Consider the following 17847-nt stretch of genomic DNA (forward strand, 5'->3'; position numbering starts at 1 on the left):
TGCGTTGTATATACTACTTGTTCGTCAAACACATCGAAGTCAACAAGCTCAACTTATTTCCGTGTCAGACTTCACGTCCGAGTCACAGAGAAACGGCATCATAAATATCACATCGCATTCGATCAGGAAGTTCATTTGGAAAATGACGGCGGACCGCCTCCATCATACGAATCTCCTCAATTATGTGACTAATCTCAAAAATCAAAAGTCAAACTCAAATCACATCTAAAAATAAAACAATCGAACAAAGCTCGAAACAGGAAAATATCGGGCTTCATGCGATGACAATACATTTAAGGAAGGTGACGGTCCGGAACTTCGTGCGCGCGTCAGCCCCGCTGATCTCTTCTTGAATCCAAGCCGTCGGCCAGTTCGTTCCTCAGGAAAGCCCGGCGAGGCGCAGGCCCTGAGCGCAGAACTCAATATCCTCCTGGCGGCGATCCGGCGCCAGCCTGGCGAGGTCCAGGGCGGACATGCCCGGATAAGTATCCATGACACGCCGCCCATAGTGGCGGGCCATCACGGAGTCACCGACGAAGCCATGGCACATCGCCAGCACCCGCATGGCCGATTCATCATTCTCCATCCGGGCGCACAGCTCGATCGCCTCCTCGAAGCGGCGGCGGCGGATGGCGATGGTTGCGCCGAACCACCAGTAATAGTCCGGCGGGAAAGGATTGAGCTCCAGGGACCGCTGGAAGCGTTCCCAACCCAGTTCCGGCTCGCCAAGGTGGGAAAGCGCATCGGCATGATGAACCAGGAGATCGGCTGAATGCGGATTGAGCGCCTCCGCCTCCATGAATTTCTCGGCGGTATAGTCGAAATCATGCTGGTAGAGCGCCACCACGGCCGACATCCAGTGCCCGGTGCCGTGGCCGGGATCGATCGTCATCGCCAGATTGGCTTCCGCGCGGGCCTGGTTGAGCAGGGATGGATCTGTCCCACCCAGCATCAGCCATTCGAGCTGCAAGGTCTGGGCGATGCGGGCACGCGAGGGCGCGAAATCCCCGTCCTCCTCGGTCGCCAGCTTGAACTCGGCACGCGCGCGGCGCAGCCGGGCGAGATCGAAACTGTGCAGCCGGGCCTGGCCTTCGAGATAATGGCAATAGGCAGCCGGCTTGGGATCGGCGCGGGAGCGATCGAGCTGGTCGCGTTCGATCTCGTTGGCAAGGGTGGCGGCGATCTGCCGGGTGATCAGCCGGAAGGAAAGCGCCAGCCGCTCGGGCGAAACCAGATATTCGGCAGCCCAGACGATCTCCTCGTCCGGCTGGCGCGTCAGCCGGAGCGCCATGCGCTCGCTGCCCGGCACCATGAAGCCGGTAATCAGATAGGCGCTGCGCAAGGCGGCCCAACGCCCGGCATCACCCGCGTCCGCGACACGGAAGCTGCTGTGCGGCGCCAACACGGCGAAGGTACGGTGACGCGACAGATCGTTGGCGACGTCCTCGATCAGGGCCCTATGCAGGGGATCCAGCATGCGGCCCGGTATCGGGCGCGGCGGAAACAGCGCCACGCGCGGCAAGCCCGGGAGGCGAGGTGCAGCCGTGCTCGCCAAGACCAGACGCTCGTCGGGCGCATTGCGCGCCTCACCGACCACCTGCACCCGCGGCTGCGGCGCACTGGCGAGGATACGACGCAAAGTGGCGACGGTCTGGGGCCGGGGCTCCGCCCCGAATTCGCGGTGAAGCATGTCGGTCAAGGCGGCATGAACCCGATTCACCGCCGGAATATTGCCGTTCCGGCCATAGGCTTCGATCAGGACGCGATAGCTCTCCTCCCGCTCCGGCTCGAGCGCGAGCATCACCTCGCCGATCAGGTCGATTTCTCGATCGGGCGCGCGACCATAGCGCGTCATCTCTACCAGGACTTCGGTGGCCAAAGCCAACACGACGCGACGGAAGCGTTCACGCTCGCTGCGGAACCATTGCGAAAGTTCGGGACCGCCCGAATCGATGCTATCGAGAAAATCGCCCTTGGCGAGCAGGACGGCCTGCATCTTCTCGGCCAGCACACCCGATTTCGACAGCCGCAGGATCGCAGCAAGATCGCTACGGTCCGCGCCCGGCCCGGCCGCGAGATGGGGGCCGCTGGTTTCCACCAGCGGATCGGCATAGGGCCACATCCGATGGATACGGACGAGAAGCTGACGCAGGTTGGTAAGCGCCTTTTCCTCGGGTGCATCGTCCCAAAGCAGGGCGGCGACAGCCTGGCGGCTCATGCGCAGGTTGCTGGCCAGCAGCAGCATGGCGACAAGCACATAGCCCTTGGCGGGAAACACCCCCTCCCCCGTCACCGTGAGATGGGGAATACCGACCAGGCGAAGGGCTATGAAGGGCTTGTCATCCATCCAGTTCACCACGACCTCGGCGCCTCTCGCGAAGCGCAGCGTTACGAAGTCTCGATGCCGGGGATCATGCGCAAAATGCCATACGCAACCACACGTCAAGATGACGCTGGCGCCAATCTTCCCGTCATCGAGACCCAGGCCGGATGAACTGCCCCAGGCCGACAAAGCTGCCGAGGCCCACGTACATCTGAGTATCGTCAGGGCGAGCCGCGTCATGCCGCGAAACCGCACTGCGAGGCTGAGAATGGGCAACATCGTGTGGCGAGTCAATCAAACGGAGAGAAAAGCCCCTTCGATCGACCAACTCTTACTACCATATTACCTCAAAAGCGATTTGACAGCTTTGTTCTGCCACGCGACGGGCCGACATGTCGGCCCGCCAATGCCGGAGCCATTGGATCGGAGCAGGCCTCAACTGCCTTCCGGCTCGTTCATCGTCGCCGGAATCACTGTCGAGGGCTTGGGCTTCTCGCGGAAGAGCATGCGCACGATCAGGCGAATGGTGACGTAGAACACCGGCGTGAGGAAGAGGCCGAGGAAGGTCACTCCACTCATGCCGAAGACGACCGCCGTGCCGATGGCCTGGCGCAGTTCCGAGCCCGGACCGGTGGCGATCATCAGCGGCACGGCGCCGAGGATGAAGGCGAAGGAGGTCATCAGGATCGGCCGCAGGCGCAGCCGGCAGGCCTCGACCACCGCCTGCCAGGGCGTATCGCCATGGTCTTCGCGCTGGCGCGCGAACTCCACGATCAGGATGGCGTTCTTGGCGGCGAGGCCGATCAGCATGACGAAGGAAATCTGCGTCATGATGTTGTTGTCCATCACCTTGAACCACCAGCCGCCGAACAGAGGCAAACCGCGAGCCATGCCGCCGAGCAGCGCCGCCAGGATGGAAAGCGGCACGATCAGGATGATGGCGAGCGGCAGCGACCAGCTTTCATATTGGGCAGCCAGGAACAGGAAGACGAACAGCACGGCGATGCCGAACACGAAATAGATCGTGTTGCCCACCGAGCGCTCCTGGAAAGCGATCTCGGTCCACTCATAGCCGACCCCTGGCGGTAGTACCTCGGCGGCTGCTTTTTCCATCAGGTCGAGCGCCGTGGTGGAGGATACGCCGGGCATGCCCGAGCCGCTGATATAGATGGCCGGGTAAAGATTGTGGCGCATCACCGTATCAGGGCCGGTGCGTTCCTCGAAGGAGATCAGCGAACCCAGCGGCACCAGGGCGCCGGTGGTGCTACGCACCTTCAGGCGGGCGAGGTCTTCCTTGTTGAGGCGGTCACGCCCTTCGGCTTGGGCATTCACCTGGAAGGCCCGGCCCAGCCGCGTGAAGTCGTTGACATAGGCCGAACCGACATAGACCTGCATGGCCTCGAAGATGTTGCCGATCGGCACGTTGAGCATGCGCGCCTTGACGCGGTCGACATTGACGAAGAGCTGCGGCCCGTTGTTGGACAGCGTGGTGTAGACCTGCGTGAGGCCCGGCGTCTGGTTGGCCTTGCCGATCAGGGCATTGGCGGCCTGCATCAGCGCTTCCGGTCCGACACCGCCGCGATCCTGTACCTGCATCTTGAAGCCGGCGCCGGTGCCGAGGCCCTGGATGGTGGGCGGCGGAATCACGAAGACGAAGCCCTCCTCGATGGCGAAGACGCGCTTTTGCAATTCGCCCACGATGGCCTGCGCCGACAAGCCTTCCTTCAGCCGTTCGTCGAACGGCTTGAACGGCACGAAGATGGTGGCGGCATTGGAGGCGGCGGTGAAGGTCGCGCCCGAAAAGCCGGCCACGCCGATGACATGGGCGACGCCCGGGCTGCCCGCCGCAATCTGCTGGGCCTTGCGCACCACCGCGTCGGTGCGCTCCAGCGAGGCGCCGTCAGGCAATTGCACCACCACGATGGCATAGCCCTGGTCCGAGTCCGGCACGAAGCCGGTCGGCACCCGGGTATAGACGTGCCAGGTGGCAAAGAGCAGGCCGCCATAGATGAGAAGGAATACCAGCTTATGGCGGGCGGCAAAGCCCACCGTGCCGCCATAGCCACGCGACAGCCTGTCGAAGCCACGGTTGAAGGCATCGCCCGCTCCCCGCAGCCAGCGCAGCAGGAAGAACCGGCTCTTGTGATCGGCATCGTGCGGCTTGAGCAGGAGGGCGGCGAGCGCAGGCGACAGGGTCAGTGAGTTGAAGGCCGAGATCACCGTGGCCGCCGCGATGGTCACCGCGAACTGCTGATAGAACAGACCAGAGATGCCAGGAATGAAGGCCGTGGGCACGAACACCGCACACAGCACCAGGGCGATGGCGATCACGGCGCGGCCGACCTCGTCCATGGTGACATGGGCAGCCCGATTGGGCGTCATGCCATCATGAATGTTGCGCTCGACATTCTCCACCACCACGATGGCGTCGTCGACCACGATGCCCACCGCCAGGATCAGCCCGAACAGAGTGAGCATGTTGAGCGAGAAGCCGAGCCCCGCCATCACCGCAAAGGTGCCGATGATCGAGACGGGAATGGCGATGATCGGGATGATCGCCGCCCGCCAGGACTGCAGGAAGACGAAGACGACGATCACCACCAGCACGATCGCCTCAAAGAAAGTCTCGTAGACGGCCTCGATGGAGGCCGAGACGAATTCGGTGGGGTTGTAGACGATGGAATATTTCAGTCCCGGCGGAAACGCCTTGGCGAGGTCGTCCATCTTAGCCTTGACGCGATCGGCGGTGGCCAGCGCGTTGGAGCCAGGCCGCTGCAGCACGGCGATGCCGACGGTGGACTGGCCGTCGAGATAGAGGTTGGAACTGTATTGCTTGGCGCCAACCTCGACGCGGGCGACATCCCTCAGCTTCAGCAGGCGGCCGTCCGGCGTCGATTTGATGATCACGTTCCGGAATTGCTCGGCGTCCTGGAAGCGGCCCAGGGTGGTGACCGTGATCTCGCTGGTGGTGTTGTTGGGCGAAGGCTGGGCGCCGAGCGTGCCGCCCGAGACCTGGACGTTCTGCTCGCGCAGGGCCTGCACGACATCGCCGGCGGTCAGGTCGAAACTGGCCAGCCGATTCGGATCGAGCCAGACGCGCAGCGAGGGCTCGCGCAGGCCGAAGGCGAAGGTCGAGCCGACGCCGTCGACGCGGGCGAGGATGTCGTTGACGTTGAGGATGGCATAATCGGAGATGCCATAGTCGCTGAGCGAATTATCCGGCGAATAGAGCGTGACGATCAGCAGGAAGTCTGAGGAGGACTTGTTGACCGTGATGCCCAGCGCCCGCACCTCGGCCGGGAGGCGCGGCTCGGCAGAGGAGACACGGTTCTGCACCTGCACCTGGGCGATGTCGAGATCGGTGCCGGTAGCGAAGGTGACTGTGATCTGCAGCGAGCCGTCGTTGGTGGCCTGGGATGTCTGGTAGATCATCCCCTCCACGCCGTTGATCGACTGCTCCAGGGGGGCGGCCACCGTTTCGGCGATGGTCTGGGCATTGGCGCCGGGATAGGTGGCGTTGATCACCACGGTCGGTGGGGCGATCTGCGGGAACTGCGCGATCGGCAGTCCGACATAGGAGACGAGCCCGATCACCACCGTGACGATCGAAACGACGGCGGCAAAGATCGGGCGGTCGACGAAGAAATGGCCGAATTTCATGAGCTGCGCTCCCGATCAGTTCGGGTCGGGAACGAGCGTCTCAGGCACGTCCAGCTTGGTGGGTTGCGGCACGACCTCGCCGCCCGGGCGGGCGCGCATCTGGCCATTGATCAGCACCTGGTCCTCGGGCTTGAGGCCCGACTTGATCACGCGGAAGCTGCCGAATTTCGGGCCCAGTTCTACCGGGCGGATATTGGCGATCTTGTCGGTGCCGACCACGATGACATAGCGCCCTTGTGCCGACTGGCCCACCGCCACATCGGGCACGACCAACGCCTCATAGGGTTCGCCGATGGTGATGCGAACGCGCCCGAACAGGCCGGAGGTGAGGAAGCCGTCGGCATTGGCGATCTTGGCACGCGCCGTGACGGTGCCGGTCTGGGCGTCGACCTGCGGTGCGAGATAGTCGAGCGTGCCCTTGTGGGAGAAGGTCTTCTCGTCCGACAGGCCGATCTCGGCCGTCAGCGCGGGCTCGGTGCCACCAGCATCCATCTTGTGCTTGGAGGCCCGCTGATAGGCAAGGTAGCTCGCCTCGTCGAAGTCGAAGTAGAAATAGATCGGGTCGACAGCGACGATCGACACCAGGGGCGAGGTCGAGTTGGCTACCACCAGATTGCCGCGCGATACCAGCTGACGGGCGATCCTGCCCGAGATCGGTGCGGCGATGGTGGCATAGTTGAGGTCGAGCTTGGCCGTTGCCAGTGCCGCGTTGGCCGAATCGATCGAGGCCGCCGCTTCCTGATAGGCCTGGAGGTTGGCCTGGTAGGTGGCATCGGTAACGTTGCCGGTCTTCCTCAACGCCTCGGCGCGCGCCAGATTGGCCTTGGTCAGGTCGATCCTGGTCTGCGTGATCTTCACCTGGGCGGCCGCCTGGTCGACCGCGGCCTGGAACGGGCGCGGATCGATCGAGAACAACACGTCGCCCTCCTTGACGAGGGACCCTTCCACGAAGCTCGACTTGTCGAGATAGCCGGTGACACGCGAGGTGATGTTCACCTGCGGCCATGCCTGGAAACGACCGGTGAACTCGACCGATTCTGTGATCTTGCGACTGACCGGATTGGCCACCGTCACCGGCATGGCCGGCATTTGCTGGGCGAGCGCGGTGCCCACCCCCTCGAGGACCGCCAAAGCCAGTACGCCGGCGGCCAGCCGACCTATTTTGCGACGCAACCTCGACATGAACATCCTCGCAAGCAAGCGCCTCAGCCAAACCGCCCGCATGGCTAATGGCCTTGTCGCGGGCACTGGAGCTGGCGTCTGAAAATCCTGCAGGATTTCCCAGCCTGCACCCATCAGGGCAGGTTCGGAGATCCTGTTCAGCGCTCGGCCGGCCGGAATCGGGGCAGAATCGCCGTGTGGGCCTTATAGTATGATAATTCTTACCGCTTTGATCCAATCAAGATCGCCGCCCTGCAACCGTGAGTTGGGACTTGATGCAAATCCGCAACAGGCCCGCCGCTTCTCGCGCCGGTACCTGACGCCGGCGGACCCACATTCCGGCCATTTACAAGCCAGGCGCATCAATCCCTTCCCGAAACGGGCGGGGTTTAACCCTGTCCTAGGAGCCGCACCGGGCCTGAGCCAAGCTCGCCCGCAAAAAGGTCAGGGTGTCGTCCCCTCGCGCCCGATGCTCTCATAGCGAAAGCCGTGCCGCTTCATGTCGTCGAGCCGGTAGATGTTGCGCAGGTCGACGATCACCGGCCGCGTGAGCAGGCTTTTGACCCGTTCGAGGTCAAGCGCCCGAAACTCGTCCCATTCGGTGACGATCACGGCAACATCGGCCCCGTCGAGGCAATCATAAGCGCTGGAGCGATAATCGACATCGCTGAGGGTCTTGTGCGCCTCCTCCATCGCCTGGGGATCGTAGGCGCGCACCCGGGCGCCCTTGTCCTGCAGGGCGAGCACGATCGGGACCGAGGGGCTGTCGCGCATGTCGTCGGTGTTCGGCTTGAAGGCGAGGCCGAGCAGGGCCACCGTCTTGCCGGCGATGTTGCCGTCGAGGGCCGCGATGACGCGGCGTGCCATCGCCGCCTTGCGGGCATCGTTGACGCCGACCACCGCTTCGACGATGCGCAAGGGCACGCCATGTTCCTGGCCGGTGCGCAGCAGCGCCAGCGTATCCTTGGGAAAGCACGAGCCACCGAACCCCGGACCCGCATGCAGGAATTTGGAGCCGATGCGGTTGTCGAGGCCGATGCCGCGCGCCACTTCCTGCACATTGGCGCCGGCCTTCTCGCACAGATCGGCGATTTCGTTGATGAAGGTGACCTTGGTCGCCAGGAAGGCGTTGGCGGCATATTTGATCAGTTCGGAGGTGCGTCGGTCCGTGAACAGCAACGGCCCCTGATTGAGATGGAGCGGGCGATAGACCTCGGCCATCGCCTCCTTGGCCCGCTCTTCCTCCGTGCCGACTACGATGCGGTCCGGACGCTTGAAATCCTCGATCGCCGCGCCCTCGCGCAGGAATTCAGGGTTCGACACCACGCTGACATCGGCATCCTGACGGACTTCGCGTATCAGCCTCTCGACTTCGTCGCCGGTGCCGACCGGTACGGTCGACTTGGTAACCACCACGGTGAAGCCTTCGACCGCCGCCGCGATCTCCCGCACCGCGCCATAGACATAGGATAGATCCGCATGCCCGTCGCCGCGGCGCGAGGGTGTGCCGACAGCCAGGAACACCACGGCGGCATCGCGGACGGCGGGCGCAAGCTCGGTGGTGAAGGACAGGCGCTTCTCACGCACATTGCGGGCCACCAGATCCTCGAGGCCCGGCTCGTAGATCGGCATGCGGCCGGCCAGCAGGCCCTCGATCTTGGCTGGATCCTTGTCGACGCAGGTGACGACATGGCCGAAATCGGCGAGGCAGGCCCCCGTCACCAGGCCGACATAACCCGTACCGATCATTGCAACGCGCATGACATCAATCCTGTTTGGACGACCAATCCGTCAGACGCGTGTCTACAAAAGGCCCGGCGACATGCCAATGACGAAAAAAGAGAGGAACTCCGTTGGAGGGCCCTGCTCAACGCCTCTATGCCTTCAACCGCAGCGACCAGCCCCGGCCGGATGGCCTGAGATCGGCTGTCGCCAACGGGGCGGCATCGATACGCCAGAAGGAACGAGCCTCGGCCCCGAGGGCGTGAACGACCGCGGCGCGCAGCACCGAAGCGTGGGTAACGGCGAGCGTATACCCCTCGAACCGCCTGCCATCGAGCCAGGCGCCGACCCGCGCAATCAGGGTTGCAACACTCTCTCCGCCATGCGGGCAGGCATCCGGATCGGTCAGCCATGCCCGGAGCGCCTCGGGTTCGGCGGCCGCTACCGCGTCCAGGGCAAGCCCTGCCCAGCGGCCATGATCGCATTCGCGCAGGGCTTCATCGACCTCAGGATCATGGCCGAGGGCCTGCGCGGTCTGGCGAGCCCTGAGCGCCGGGCTGCTCAGGATGCGGGCCGGCCTGCCGAAATGCCCTTCCAGCTTCCGCGCCGCAGCCAGCCCTCTTGCATCGAGCGCCTCATCGAGGGGAAAACCCGCTGCGCGCACCGCAGGCGTAGCCCCATGGCATAGCAGGATCAGGCGTGGTGTCATGACGGCAGTTCCCAAGACTTAGAGTGCATGATTCGACCGAACCAATCGGATCATGCTCCCTAAGTTTTTGTTTCAACGCATGGTATCGTCCAAAAAGTCGCGCAACTTATGCTCTAAGTCGCTTCCGGAATATTGACATGTTCGTGACTTGGGCTCTTATGGAAGGGCTTTGCCAAGGGTGGGAAGCCGGTGTGAATCCGGCACGGTCGCGCCACTGTGAACGGCGGCGCTTGGGCGCCGTCCGGAAGTCAGACCTCTTCCAAGGCAGCATGACTCGTAGCGGGACGCGTAATCCCAAGGAGCTTTTCATGACCACCGCAACTCTGGCACCCGTCGCCCAGCAGCCGATCGCCATCCCGGTCCGCGAGATCTTGCCCTGGGCGCTCTTCACCGTGCTCCTGGCCGTACTCGCCATTTATTTCGTCGGCGCCGAACAAGGCGCGACCTCGCTGATTCCCGGCGTCTACATCCACGAATTCGTGCACGACGCTCGCCATCTGCTCGGCTTCCCCTGCCACTAGGGCGCATAGGCAAACGACATGGTTAGATCGCTTTTGATCCGGGGGATGCTGATCGGCATCCTGGCCGGACTGTTGGCGTCTGGCTTCGCCTGGGTCTTCGGTGAACCACAGGTCGATGCCGCTATCGCCTATGAGGAAAGCCACGCGGTCGCCGCCGCACCGGCGCCATCCGCAACGCCGGCAACCTCCCAGCCGGCCGCAGCACATGAACATGAGGAAGACCCGGTCAGCCGGCCGGTGCAGTCCAGCTACGGCCTCATGACCGGCATGGTCGTCTATGGCGCAGCCCTCGGCGGCATCTTCGCTTTGGTCTTCGCCTTCGCGCAGGGACGGATCGGCACGCTCAGCCCGCGCGCGACAGCAGGGGTGATCGCGCTCGTCGGTTTTGCCGCCATCATGCTGGTACCGCAGATCAAATATCCGGCGACGCCGCCGGCCGTTGGCAATCCCGACACGATCGGCCTGCGGACCGCCTTTTATTTCGGCATGATCCTGCTCTCCCTGCTGACGATGGCGGCCGCCCTGGGCACGGCGAACCGGCTCGCCGCCAGCCTCGGCCGCTGGAACGCCAACTTGGTGGGGGCTGCCGCCTATCTGGTGGTGATGGTGGTCGCCATGCAGATTCTGCCGGCCGTCAACGACATCCCGGCGGATTTCTCGGCCACGGTGCTATGGAAGTTCCGCGTTGCCTCGCTCGGCATCCATGCCGTGCTATGGGCAACGCTCGGGATCGCTTTCGGCGTTGCAGCACAGAAGCTGCTGCAAACCTCCGCCAGCCGCTGAAAAAGGCCAACCGACCACGTCAAACGTCGCATTTTTACAACACCGGCCCGGTTTTGGGCCGGTTTTCAAAATTTCTTTCATTTCGCACTTGCGAAATGAACGCATCAGGATCACTCTACGGACGTGGTGGATGCGCGTTTGCGCTCCCCCACTGCCCTCCTTGGGCGTTTCCTCCCTAAGACTTGGGCCGCCATTCGGCGGCCTCTTTCTTTTTCGGGTCAGCAGACCCCATATTTCAAAATCTGCAGCGGCATTCCGCCTCAATTAACCCCAGAGCAAAGCGCGTTCAGGTATGAACGCTTGTTTGCTCTCACTGTTTGGTTCCAAGCCAGTCCTTTGGATCGGCTGGAGCGTCCTTGCGATTTGACATGCTTCACTCAAATTACAAAACGCTCTTGCGTCCAAGCTCATGCTTGCCCATTTGTGTTCACCCTCGCATAGTGTGTCATTATGGATCTGGACTCGCCCTTGTTTGATCGCATCCGGGTGCGCCCAAGGGCCGAAGAGGTCCAGCCGGCGAGCGTACAGCTATGCGAACATGCCGGCTGCCGAAACGCCGGTGAATTTCGCGCGCCCAAGGGGCGCAACCGCGAAGGCCAGTTCTGGCATTTCTGCCTGGGGCACGTTCGCGAATACAACAAGACCTACAATTATTTCGCAGGCCTGCCGGACGACTCGGTGAGCGCCTATCAGCGCGATGCCGCCACAGGCCATCGCCCGACCTGGACGATGGGCGTCAATCCCTGGGCCAAGAAGCGCGGCGAAGGGCCGCAACCTGGCCCGGAGATCCATGACGGCTTCGGCTTCTTCGAGGGCGAGCACGGCTTCGGACGCACGCAGAGTGCGCCGGAACCGGAAAGGCGACGCCTGAAATTGCTGGAACGCAAGGCCCTCGAGGCGCTCGATCTGCCGGAAACGGCCAGCGGCCCCGAGATCAAGGCACGCTACAAAACATTGGTCAAACGCCTCCATCCCGATGCCAATGGCGGGGACCGATCCAGCGAAGATAAATTGCGCGGGATCATCCAGGCCTATAATACGCTGCGTAGCGCTGGGCTCTGCTGAGCGCCCGCACCACCGGCGAGGCTTCCAGGTTTGGAGCGCGTTCCAATCCCGGGGATCCCCGCCCGACCTCGAGCAAAGCGCGTTTAGACGGAAACGCCTTTTTGCTCTAGCTCTTTGGTTCGACGCGTCTTTGCGATTCTTGGTGATTCCACCAAATCACAAAACGCTATGGAGACGACGCGGAATTTTCCATGCCCGCCTGGCGAGACTGGGAAATTCGGTGGGGCCAGTACCGCCGGCCCGCTGGAACTGATTGTCGGCTGCGCCGTCCTGGCGCCAGCCAAGGAAGGCATAATGACTGACGCAACGACACCGGCCAATCTGCCGGACATCATGGTTTCGGCCAAAAAGCTGTTTGGTTTCGACACGGATCTCGAAGTACCGGCCTATTCCCAGTCCTCCGACCACGTTCCGGACCTCGATACCGATTATCTTTTCGACAAGCCGACGACCCTGGCGATCCTGGCGGGCTTTGCCCATAATCGCCGCGTGATGGTGACGGGCTATCACGGCACCGGCAAGTCGACCCATATCGAGCAGGTCGCCGCCCGGCTCAATTGGCCTTGCGTTCGCATCAACCTCGACAGCCATGTCTCGCGTATCGACCTCGTCGGCAAGGACGCCATCGTTCTCAAAGACGGCAAGCAGGTCACCGAATTCCGCGACGGCATGTTGCCCTGGGCCCTGCAGAACAACATCGCCCTGGTGTTCGACGAATATGATGCCGGCCGCCCCGACGTGATGTTCGTGATCCAGCGCGTGCTGGAAATCTCCGGCAAGCTCACTTTGCTCGACCAGAAGCGCGTGATTCGCCCTCATCCGGCCTTCCGCCTGTTCGCCACCACCAATACGGTGGGCCTCGGCGATACGTCCGGTCTCTATCACGGCACCCAGCAGATCAACCAGGGCCAGATGGACCGCTGGTCGATCGTCACCACGCTGAACTATCTGCCGCATGACAAGGAAGTCGACATCGTGCTGGCCAAGGCCAAGCACTACCAGAAGAGCCCGAACGGCCGCGACATCGTCAACAAGATGGTGCGCGTGGCCGATCTCACCCGCAATGCCTTCATGAATGGAGACCTCTCCACCGTGATGTCGCCGCGTACGGTGCTGACCTGGGCCGAGAACGCCAATATCTTCCACGATATCGGCTTTGCCTTCCGGGTCACCTTCCTCAACAAGTGCGACGAGCTCGAACGCAGCCTCGTAGCCGAGTTCTACCAGCGCGCTTTCGGCGCGGAGCTGGCCGAGAGCTCGGTGAACGTCGCGCTGACGTAACATCGGGTGTGCCGGTCTGCCCAGCCCCATCAAGTGATGGAGCTGGACCGGCATTGCAGCGGCGCGGGCAAGAAATGCCGGTCTGAAGACCGGCACACCAACAGCGCCGACGCCCGCGCTCCCAGGATCGACAGGGATCATGACGACAAACCGCAAGCCCGGCGAAAAGCCCAAGGATGTTCCCAACGACGCCTTCAAGCGTTCGGTGGCCGGGGCCCTGCGCGCCATCGCCCGCAAGCCGGATCTCGAAGTGACCTTCGCTTCGGAAAAGCCGATGCTGATGGCGGACAAGGCGCGCCTTGCCGAGCCGCCGCGCAAGCTCGACGCCCATGTCGCGGCGATCGTGCGCGGCCAAGCCGATGCGATGGCCCTGCGGCTCGCCTGTCACGATCCGGCCGTCCATCGCCGGCATGCTCCCCAGAACGAGCAGGCGCGCAGCGTGTTCGATGCGGTCGAGCAGGCCCGTTGCGAGGCGATCGGCTCGCGCCGCATGACGGGCGTGGCCAACAACCTCACCGCCATGCTGGAGGACCGCTATTTCCGCGGCGGCAAATATGAGGACATCCGCGCCCGCGAGGAGGCTCCGGTCGAGGATGCCCTCGCTTTGATGGTGCGCGAGAAGCTGACCGGCCTCGCTCCGCCGGAGCCGGCCCGCAAGCTGGTGGATCTGTGGCGCCCGCTCATCGAGGAAAAGGCCGGCAAGGATCTGGCGCGCCTCGACAGCGTGATCGAGAACCAGCGCGCCTTCGCCCGCGCCATGAACGACCTCCTGACCCATATGGGCCTGTCCGAAGAGGCGCAGGCCGACACGGATGACTCCGACGATCGCGACAATGACGCCGAGAGCGAGCAGGAGGGCGAGAACCAGGAGAACCAGGGCGAGGTCCAGGACGATTCCGACTCCATGAAGCTCGAGGAAACCGAGACCGAGGACGAGGATTCCCAGGACGGCGAGACGCAGGATGCGGAGTCGCCCTCCTCCGACATGCCCGACGACACCGAGACCGGCGACGCCGAAGAGGCTGCCCAGCCCTGGCGGCCGCCCGAGCATCGCGACAACGAGCGGCGGGCCAGCGACTATCGCGCCTTCACCACCCGTTTCGACGAGATCGTCGAGGCGCCCGATCTGTGCGACCCCGAGGAGCTCGATCGCCTGCGCGCCTATCTCGACAAGCAGCTTTCCAGCCTGTCGGGCGTGGTGGCACGCCTGGCCAACCGGCTGCAGCGCCGCCTGATGGCCCAGCAGAATCGCTCCTGGGATTTCGATCTCGAGGAAGGCATGCTCGACCCGGCGCGACTGTCGCGCGTCATCATCGATCCGACCTCCGCCCTCTCCTTCATGCACGAGCGCGACACCGATTTCCGCGACACGGTGGTCTCGCTGCTGATCGACAATTCTGGCTCGATGCGCGGACGCCCGATCACGGTGGCGGCGACCTGTGCCGACATCCTCGCGCGCACGCTGGAGCGCTGCGGCGTGCGCGTGGAGATTCTCGGCTTCACCACCAGGGCCTGGAAGGGCGGGCAGTCCCGCGAGAGCTGGCTGCAAGCAGGCAAGCCGGCCTCCCCGGGCCGTCTCAACGATCTCCGGCACATCGTCTACAAATCGGCCGATGCGCCCTGGCGCCGCGCCCGCAAGAATCTCGGCCTGATGATGCGCGAGGGCCTGCTCAAGGAGAACATCGACGGTGAGGCGCTCGCCTGGGCCCATCAGCGCCTGCTCGGGCGCTTCGAAAGCCGGCGCATCCTGATGGTGATCTCAGACGGCGCCCCGGTCGACGATTCCACCTTGTCGGTCAACACCGGCAACTATCTGGAGCGCCATTTGCGCTGGGTGATCGAGGATATCGAGACCCGCTCGCCGGTGGAGCTGATCGCCATCGGCATCGGCCATGACGTCACGCGCTACTACAAGCGCGCCGTTACCATCGTCGACGCCGAGGAGCTCGGCGGCGTCATGACCGACAAGCTCGCCGAACTCTTCGAGGAGACCGGGTCGTCGGGCTCGCGCCGAGCGGCGGCGTGAGCTCCGGACAGCAATCCCTCTGGCATCGGGCCCTGTTCGGGCCGATGCCCCTGGCCTATCTCTTGGGCGCGATCTGCGGCGGGCTCTATCTCGTTGCGGTGCTGGCGACGGCCTGGTTCGCGGGCTCGCCCGAAAATCTGGGGCGGATACTCTGGCAGCCATCCCAGGAGATCCTCTACACGCTCGGCACCGGCGGCCAAGTCCCCTTCATGCAGGGGCGACTATGGACACTGTTCACCGCGCCCTACCTGCATGCCAGCCTGCCCCATCTGGCGCTGAACCTGTTCTCGCTGCTGCAGGTCATGCCGATGGTGGAGCGGAGCTATGGGCGGCTGCAGGCCTTCGTGATCTATGCCATCGGTGGAATTGCCGGAGCAGCCGCCTCGGTGCTGTGGGGCGAACCCTCTTCCCTCGGTGCTTCCGGGGCCGTGTTCGGCCTGCTCGGTGCCATCCTATTCTATGGCGCCCGACGCGGCGACGCCTTCGGCCGGGCCCTGATGACCAACGCCGCCTTCTGGGCGGCCCTCAATTTCCTCTATGGGCTGCTCAATCCCGGCATCAGCAATGCCGGCCATTTCGGCGGCTTTCTCGGCGGCCTGGCTGCGGCCATGCTCATCACCCGGCGCATCGGTCCTTTCCAGGAGCCTCGTCGCCTTGCCTTTACGCTGGCGAGCCTCGCTTTCCTGTCTCTGACCTTCGGGCTCGGCAACACAGCCTCGCTGGCCTGGCAATTCGGTGCCGATCGCCAGGGGCTGACAACGCGTCGCCTCGACGATCTGCAGGATCGGGCCAACCAGGCGCTCGCCGCTGACCCAAGCAATTTGGATGCCCTTCTCCTGCGTGCCAGTATCCTCGCCCAGCGCGACGACTATGTCGCCGCATTGCGCGATGTCGATATCGCCATCAAGGGCGGGCGCGACAACGCCGCGGTACGGAATCTGAGGGCCTGGTCCCTGTTCAAGCTCGGGCGCGCCGAAGAAGGCCTGCCGGATGCCGATGCCGCTCTCAAGGCCGAACCGAATGACGCCGCCATTCTCGACACCCGCGCCCATATCTACGAAGCCCTGGGCCGGCGCGAAGAGGCGATCGCCGACTATAGGGCCGCCTTGAGCCAGGATCCGACGATAGCCGAAAGCCAGGCCGGCCTGAGACGGCTGACCAGCGAGGATTGAGGGCACCTCGGCGCCGGGATATGACAATAGCCGCGCATTTTCTCAAACGTCTCATCCTCTAAGCGCTCTTGATCTCGCTGACGGTGGTTAGCACACGCCGCAAGACCCCCGCATCCCTGAAGAAAGCGGTCCCCTGCGCCGCATCGACCAAGGCGTTCCCGCCAGTAAGTTGGCCCGGCCGCGTTTCCTGAAACGCATTCCGGGCGTAGCTGAACGCGATCGAGGTCGCGCTTGGCGGCGAAACATGCCCCTACCCGTATCTCGATGCATTTGCAGGCATGCGACTACGGGGGCCCGAATTTCGATGAAGGCATGGATCATGGTTTGGGCGGTCGCCCTTTGCGCCACGATGATGGCGCAGCAGGCGCCGGCCGCCGATGGCGGTGCCGGCGTCCGCCGGATTGCCGCTCCTTCCAGGGAGCGCGGCACCGATCTCGAGGTAACGGTATGGTATCCTGCGCAGCCTGGCGGCGAGCCTGTCGTGCTCGGTGACGGCGTGTTCTTCACGGGAACGCCCGCACGGCGCAACGCCCCCATCGCGCCGGGGAAATTTCCGCTGATACTGCTCTCCCATGGGGCCGGCCTGGCCGGCAATGCCCAAGCCCTGAGCTGGATTGCGGCCCCCTTGGCGGAGCAAGGCTTCGTGGTGGCGGCTCCCACCCATCCCGGCAATACCGGGGCGAACAGATCCGCCGCGGAGACGATGAAACTCTGGCTCAGGCCCGCCGATATCAGCGACAGCCTGGATGCGATGGAGGCGGAGCCTTTCTTCAAGGATCATTTGAACACCGGCACCATCGGCGTTCTCGGCCTCTCCATGGGCGGCAATACGGCGCTGGCCCTGGCCGGCGCCCGTATCGATCCCAAGCTCCTAGCTGCTTATTGCGACACCGATCGGCTGAATCCGTCCCTCTGCGATTGGGTCCGGCAAAGCGGCGTCGACCTTCACGCCCTGGATCTGCAATCGGCCGGCCGGAATGGTCGGGACAGGCGCATCCGCTTTGCCATGGCGATCGACCCTGCTCCTATCGATGTCTTCGACTTCGAAAGTTTTTCGAGCATCGACATCCCGGTTGCCCTCGTCAATCTCGGCCGGGCCGGAAGCATCCCGCTGACGGTCCAGGCGATAGGGGCCGCCAAAGCCATCCCCGTCTCGACCTATGCGACGATCGCGGATGCCAGCCATTACAGCATGTTCGCGCTGTGCAAGCCGGGCGCGGCGCAGATCGCCGAGGCGGAGAATGTGGGTGATCCGATCTGTTCGGACGGCGGGGGCCGGCCACGACAGGCTGTCCACGCCGACTTGATCGAAAGGGTGGTGGCCGGATTCAGCCGGGCATTGCGAACCGCCCCCTAGAGCACCGGTCCCGATCACGGAATTGGATGCATCGAGGGCGGAACACTCTAGCCGGCGTTCCGCCCTT

12 protein-coding genes and 1 riboswitch are annotated in these 17847 nt (G+C 63.7%); of the genes, 7 read left to right on the forward strand and 5 right to left on the reverse strand.

The genetic code is table 11. The annotated features are described in order from the left end of the window. Positions 1-379 precede the first annotated feature (379 nt). From AB4037_RS21905 to AB4037_RS21925, 5 genes are all read right to left on the reverse strand, one after another. Complete coding sequence (locus tag AB4037_RS21905; RefSeq protein ID WP_434959267.1) at positions 380-2347, reverse strand: BTAD domain-containing putative transcriptional regulator; 1968 nt, start codon at positions 2345-2347, stop codon at positions 380-382. A 411-nt stretch (positions 2348-2758) separates the two neighbouring features. Beyond that, positions 2759-5983 (reverse strand): efflux RND transporter permease subunit, encoded by a 3225-nt coding sequence (locus AB4037_RS21910; protein ID WP_441772938.1) that lies wholly within the window; start codon positions 5981-5983, stop codon positions 2759-2761. 15 nt (positions 5984-5998) lie between these two features. After that, positions 5999-7165 carry an efflux RND transporter periplasmic adaptor subunit gene (locus tag AB4037_RS21915; RefSeq protein ID WP_441772939.1) on the reverse strand — a complete coding sequence of 389 codons (1167 nt, stop codon included), beginning with the start codon at positions 7163-7165 and terminating at the stop codon, positions 5999-6001. A gap of 423 nt (positions 7166-7588) precedes the next feature. Beyond that, on the reverse strand, positions 7589-8905 hold the full coding sequence (locus tag AB4037_RS21920; RefSeq protein WP_434959264.1) for a UDP-glucose dehydrogenase family protein: 1317 nt from the start codon (positions 8903-8905) through the stop codon (positions 7589-7591). A 115-nt stretch (positions 8906-9020) separates the two neighbouring features. After that, positions 9021-9575: a histidine phosphatase family protein gene (locus tag AB4037_RS21925; RefSeq protein WP_441772940.1), complete on the reverse strand. Its 555-nt coding sequence runs from the start codon at positions 9573-9575 to the stop codon at positions 9021-9023. A gap of 132 nt (positions 9576-9707) precedes the next feature. Then, positions 9708-9853, forward strand: a riboswitch (cobalamin riboswitch). Between the two features lie 30 nt (positions 9854-9883). On the opposite strand from AB4037_RS21925, the gene AB4037_RS21930 reads away from it, so the two are divergent. From AB4037_RS21930 to AB4037_RS21960, 7 genes are all read left to right on the forward strand, one after another. Then, entirely contained in the window at positions 9884-10096 is a 213-nt protein-coding gene (locus tag AB4037_RS21930; protein ID WP_068284091.1) for a CbtB domain-containing protein, read from the forward strand. A gap of 18 nt (positions 10097-10114) precedes the next feature. Further along, complete coding sequence (locus tag AB4037_RS21935) at positions 10115-10879, forward strand: CbtA family protein (RefSeq protein ID WP_441772941.1); 765 nt, start codon at positions 10115-10117, stop codon at positions 10877-10879. A gap of 468 nt (positions 10880-11347) precedes the next feature. Continuing rightward, positions 11348-11944 (forward strand): J domain-containing protein, encoded by a 597-nt coding sequence (locus AB4037_RS21940; RefSeq protein WP_434959261.1) that lies wholly within the window; start codon positions 11348-11350, stop codon positions 11942-11944. Between the two features lie 294 nt (positions 11945-12238). Next, on the forward strand, positions 12239-13225 hold the full coding sequence (gene cobS / locus AB4037_RS21945) for a cobaltochelatase subunit CobS (protein ID WP_149252575.1): 987 nt from the start codon (positions 12239-12241) through the stop codon (positions 13223-13225). Between the two features lie 136 nt (positions 13226-13361). After that, entirely contained in the window at positions 13362-15251 is a 1890-nt protein-coding gene (cobT, locus tag AB4037_RS21950; RefSeq protein WP_434959754.1) for a cobaltochelatase subunit CobT, read from the forward strand. Beyond that, positions 15248-16423 carry a rhomboid family intramembrane serine protease gene (locus AB4037_RS21955; RefSeq protein ID WP_434959260.1) on the forward strand — a complete coding sequence of 392 codons (1176 nt, stop codon included), beginning with the start codon at positions 15248-15250 and terminating at the stop codon, positions 16421-16423. The genes cobT and AB4037_RS21955 overlap by 4 nt, the downstream gene beginning before the upstream one ends. 304 nt (positions 16424-16727) lie before the next feature. Then, positions 16728-17780, forward strand: a complete 1053-nt coding sequence (locus tag AB4037_RS21960; RefSeq protein ID WP_441772942.1) for an alpha/beta hydrolase family protein — start codon at positions 16728-16730, stop codon at positions 17778-17780. Positions 17781-17847 lie beyond the last annotated feature (67 nt).

This window comes from Labrys sp. KB_33_2 (assembly GCF_052114505.1).
In the GTDB taxonomy this organism is placed as follows: domain Bacteria; phylum Pseudomonadota; class Alphaproteobacteria; order Rhizobiales; family Labraceae; genus Labrys.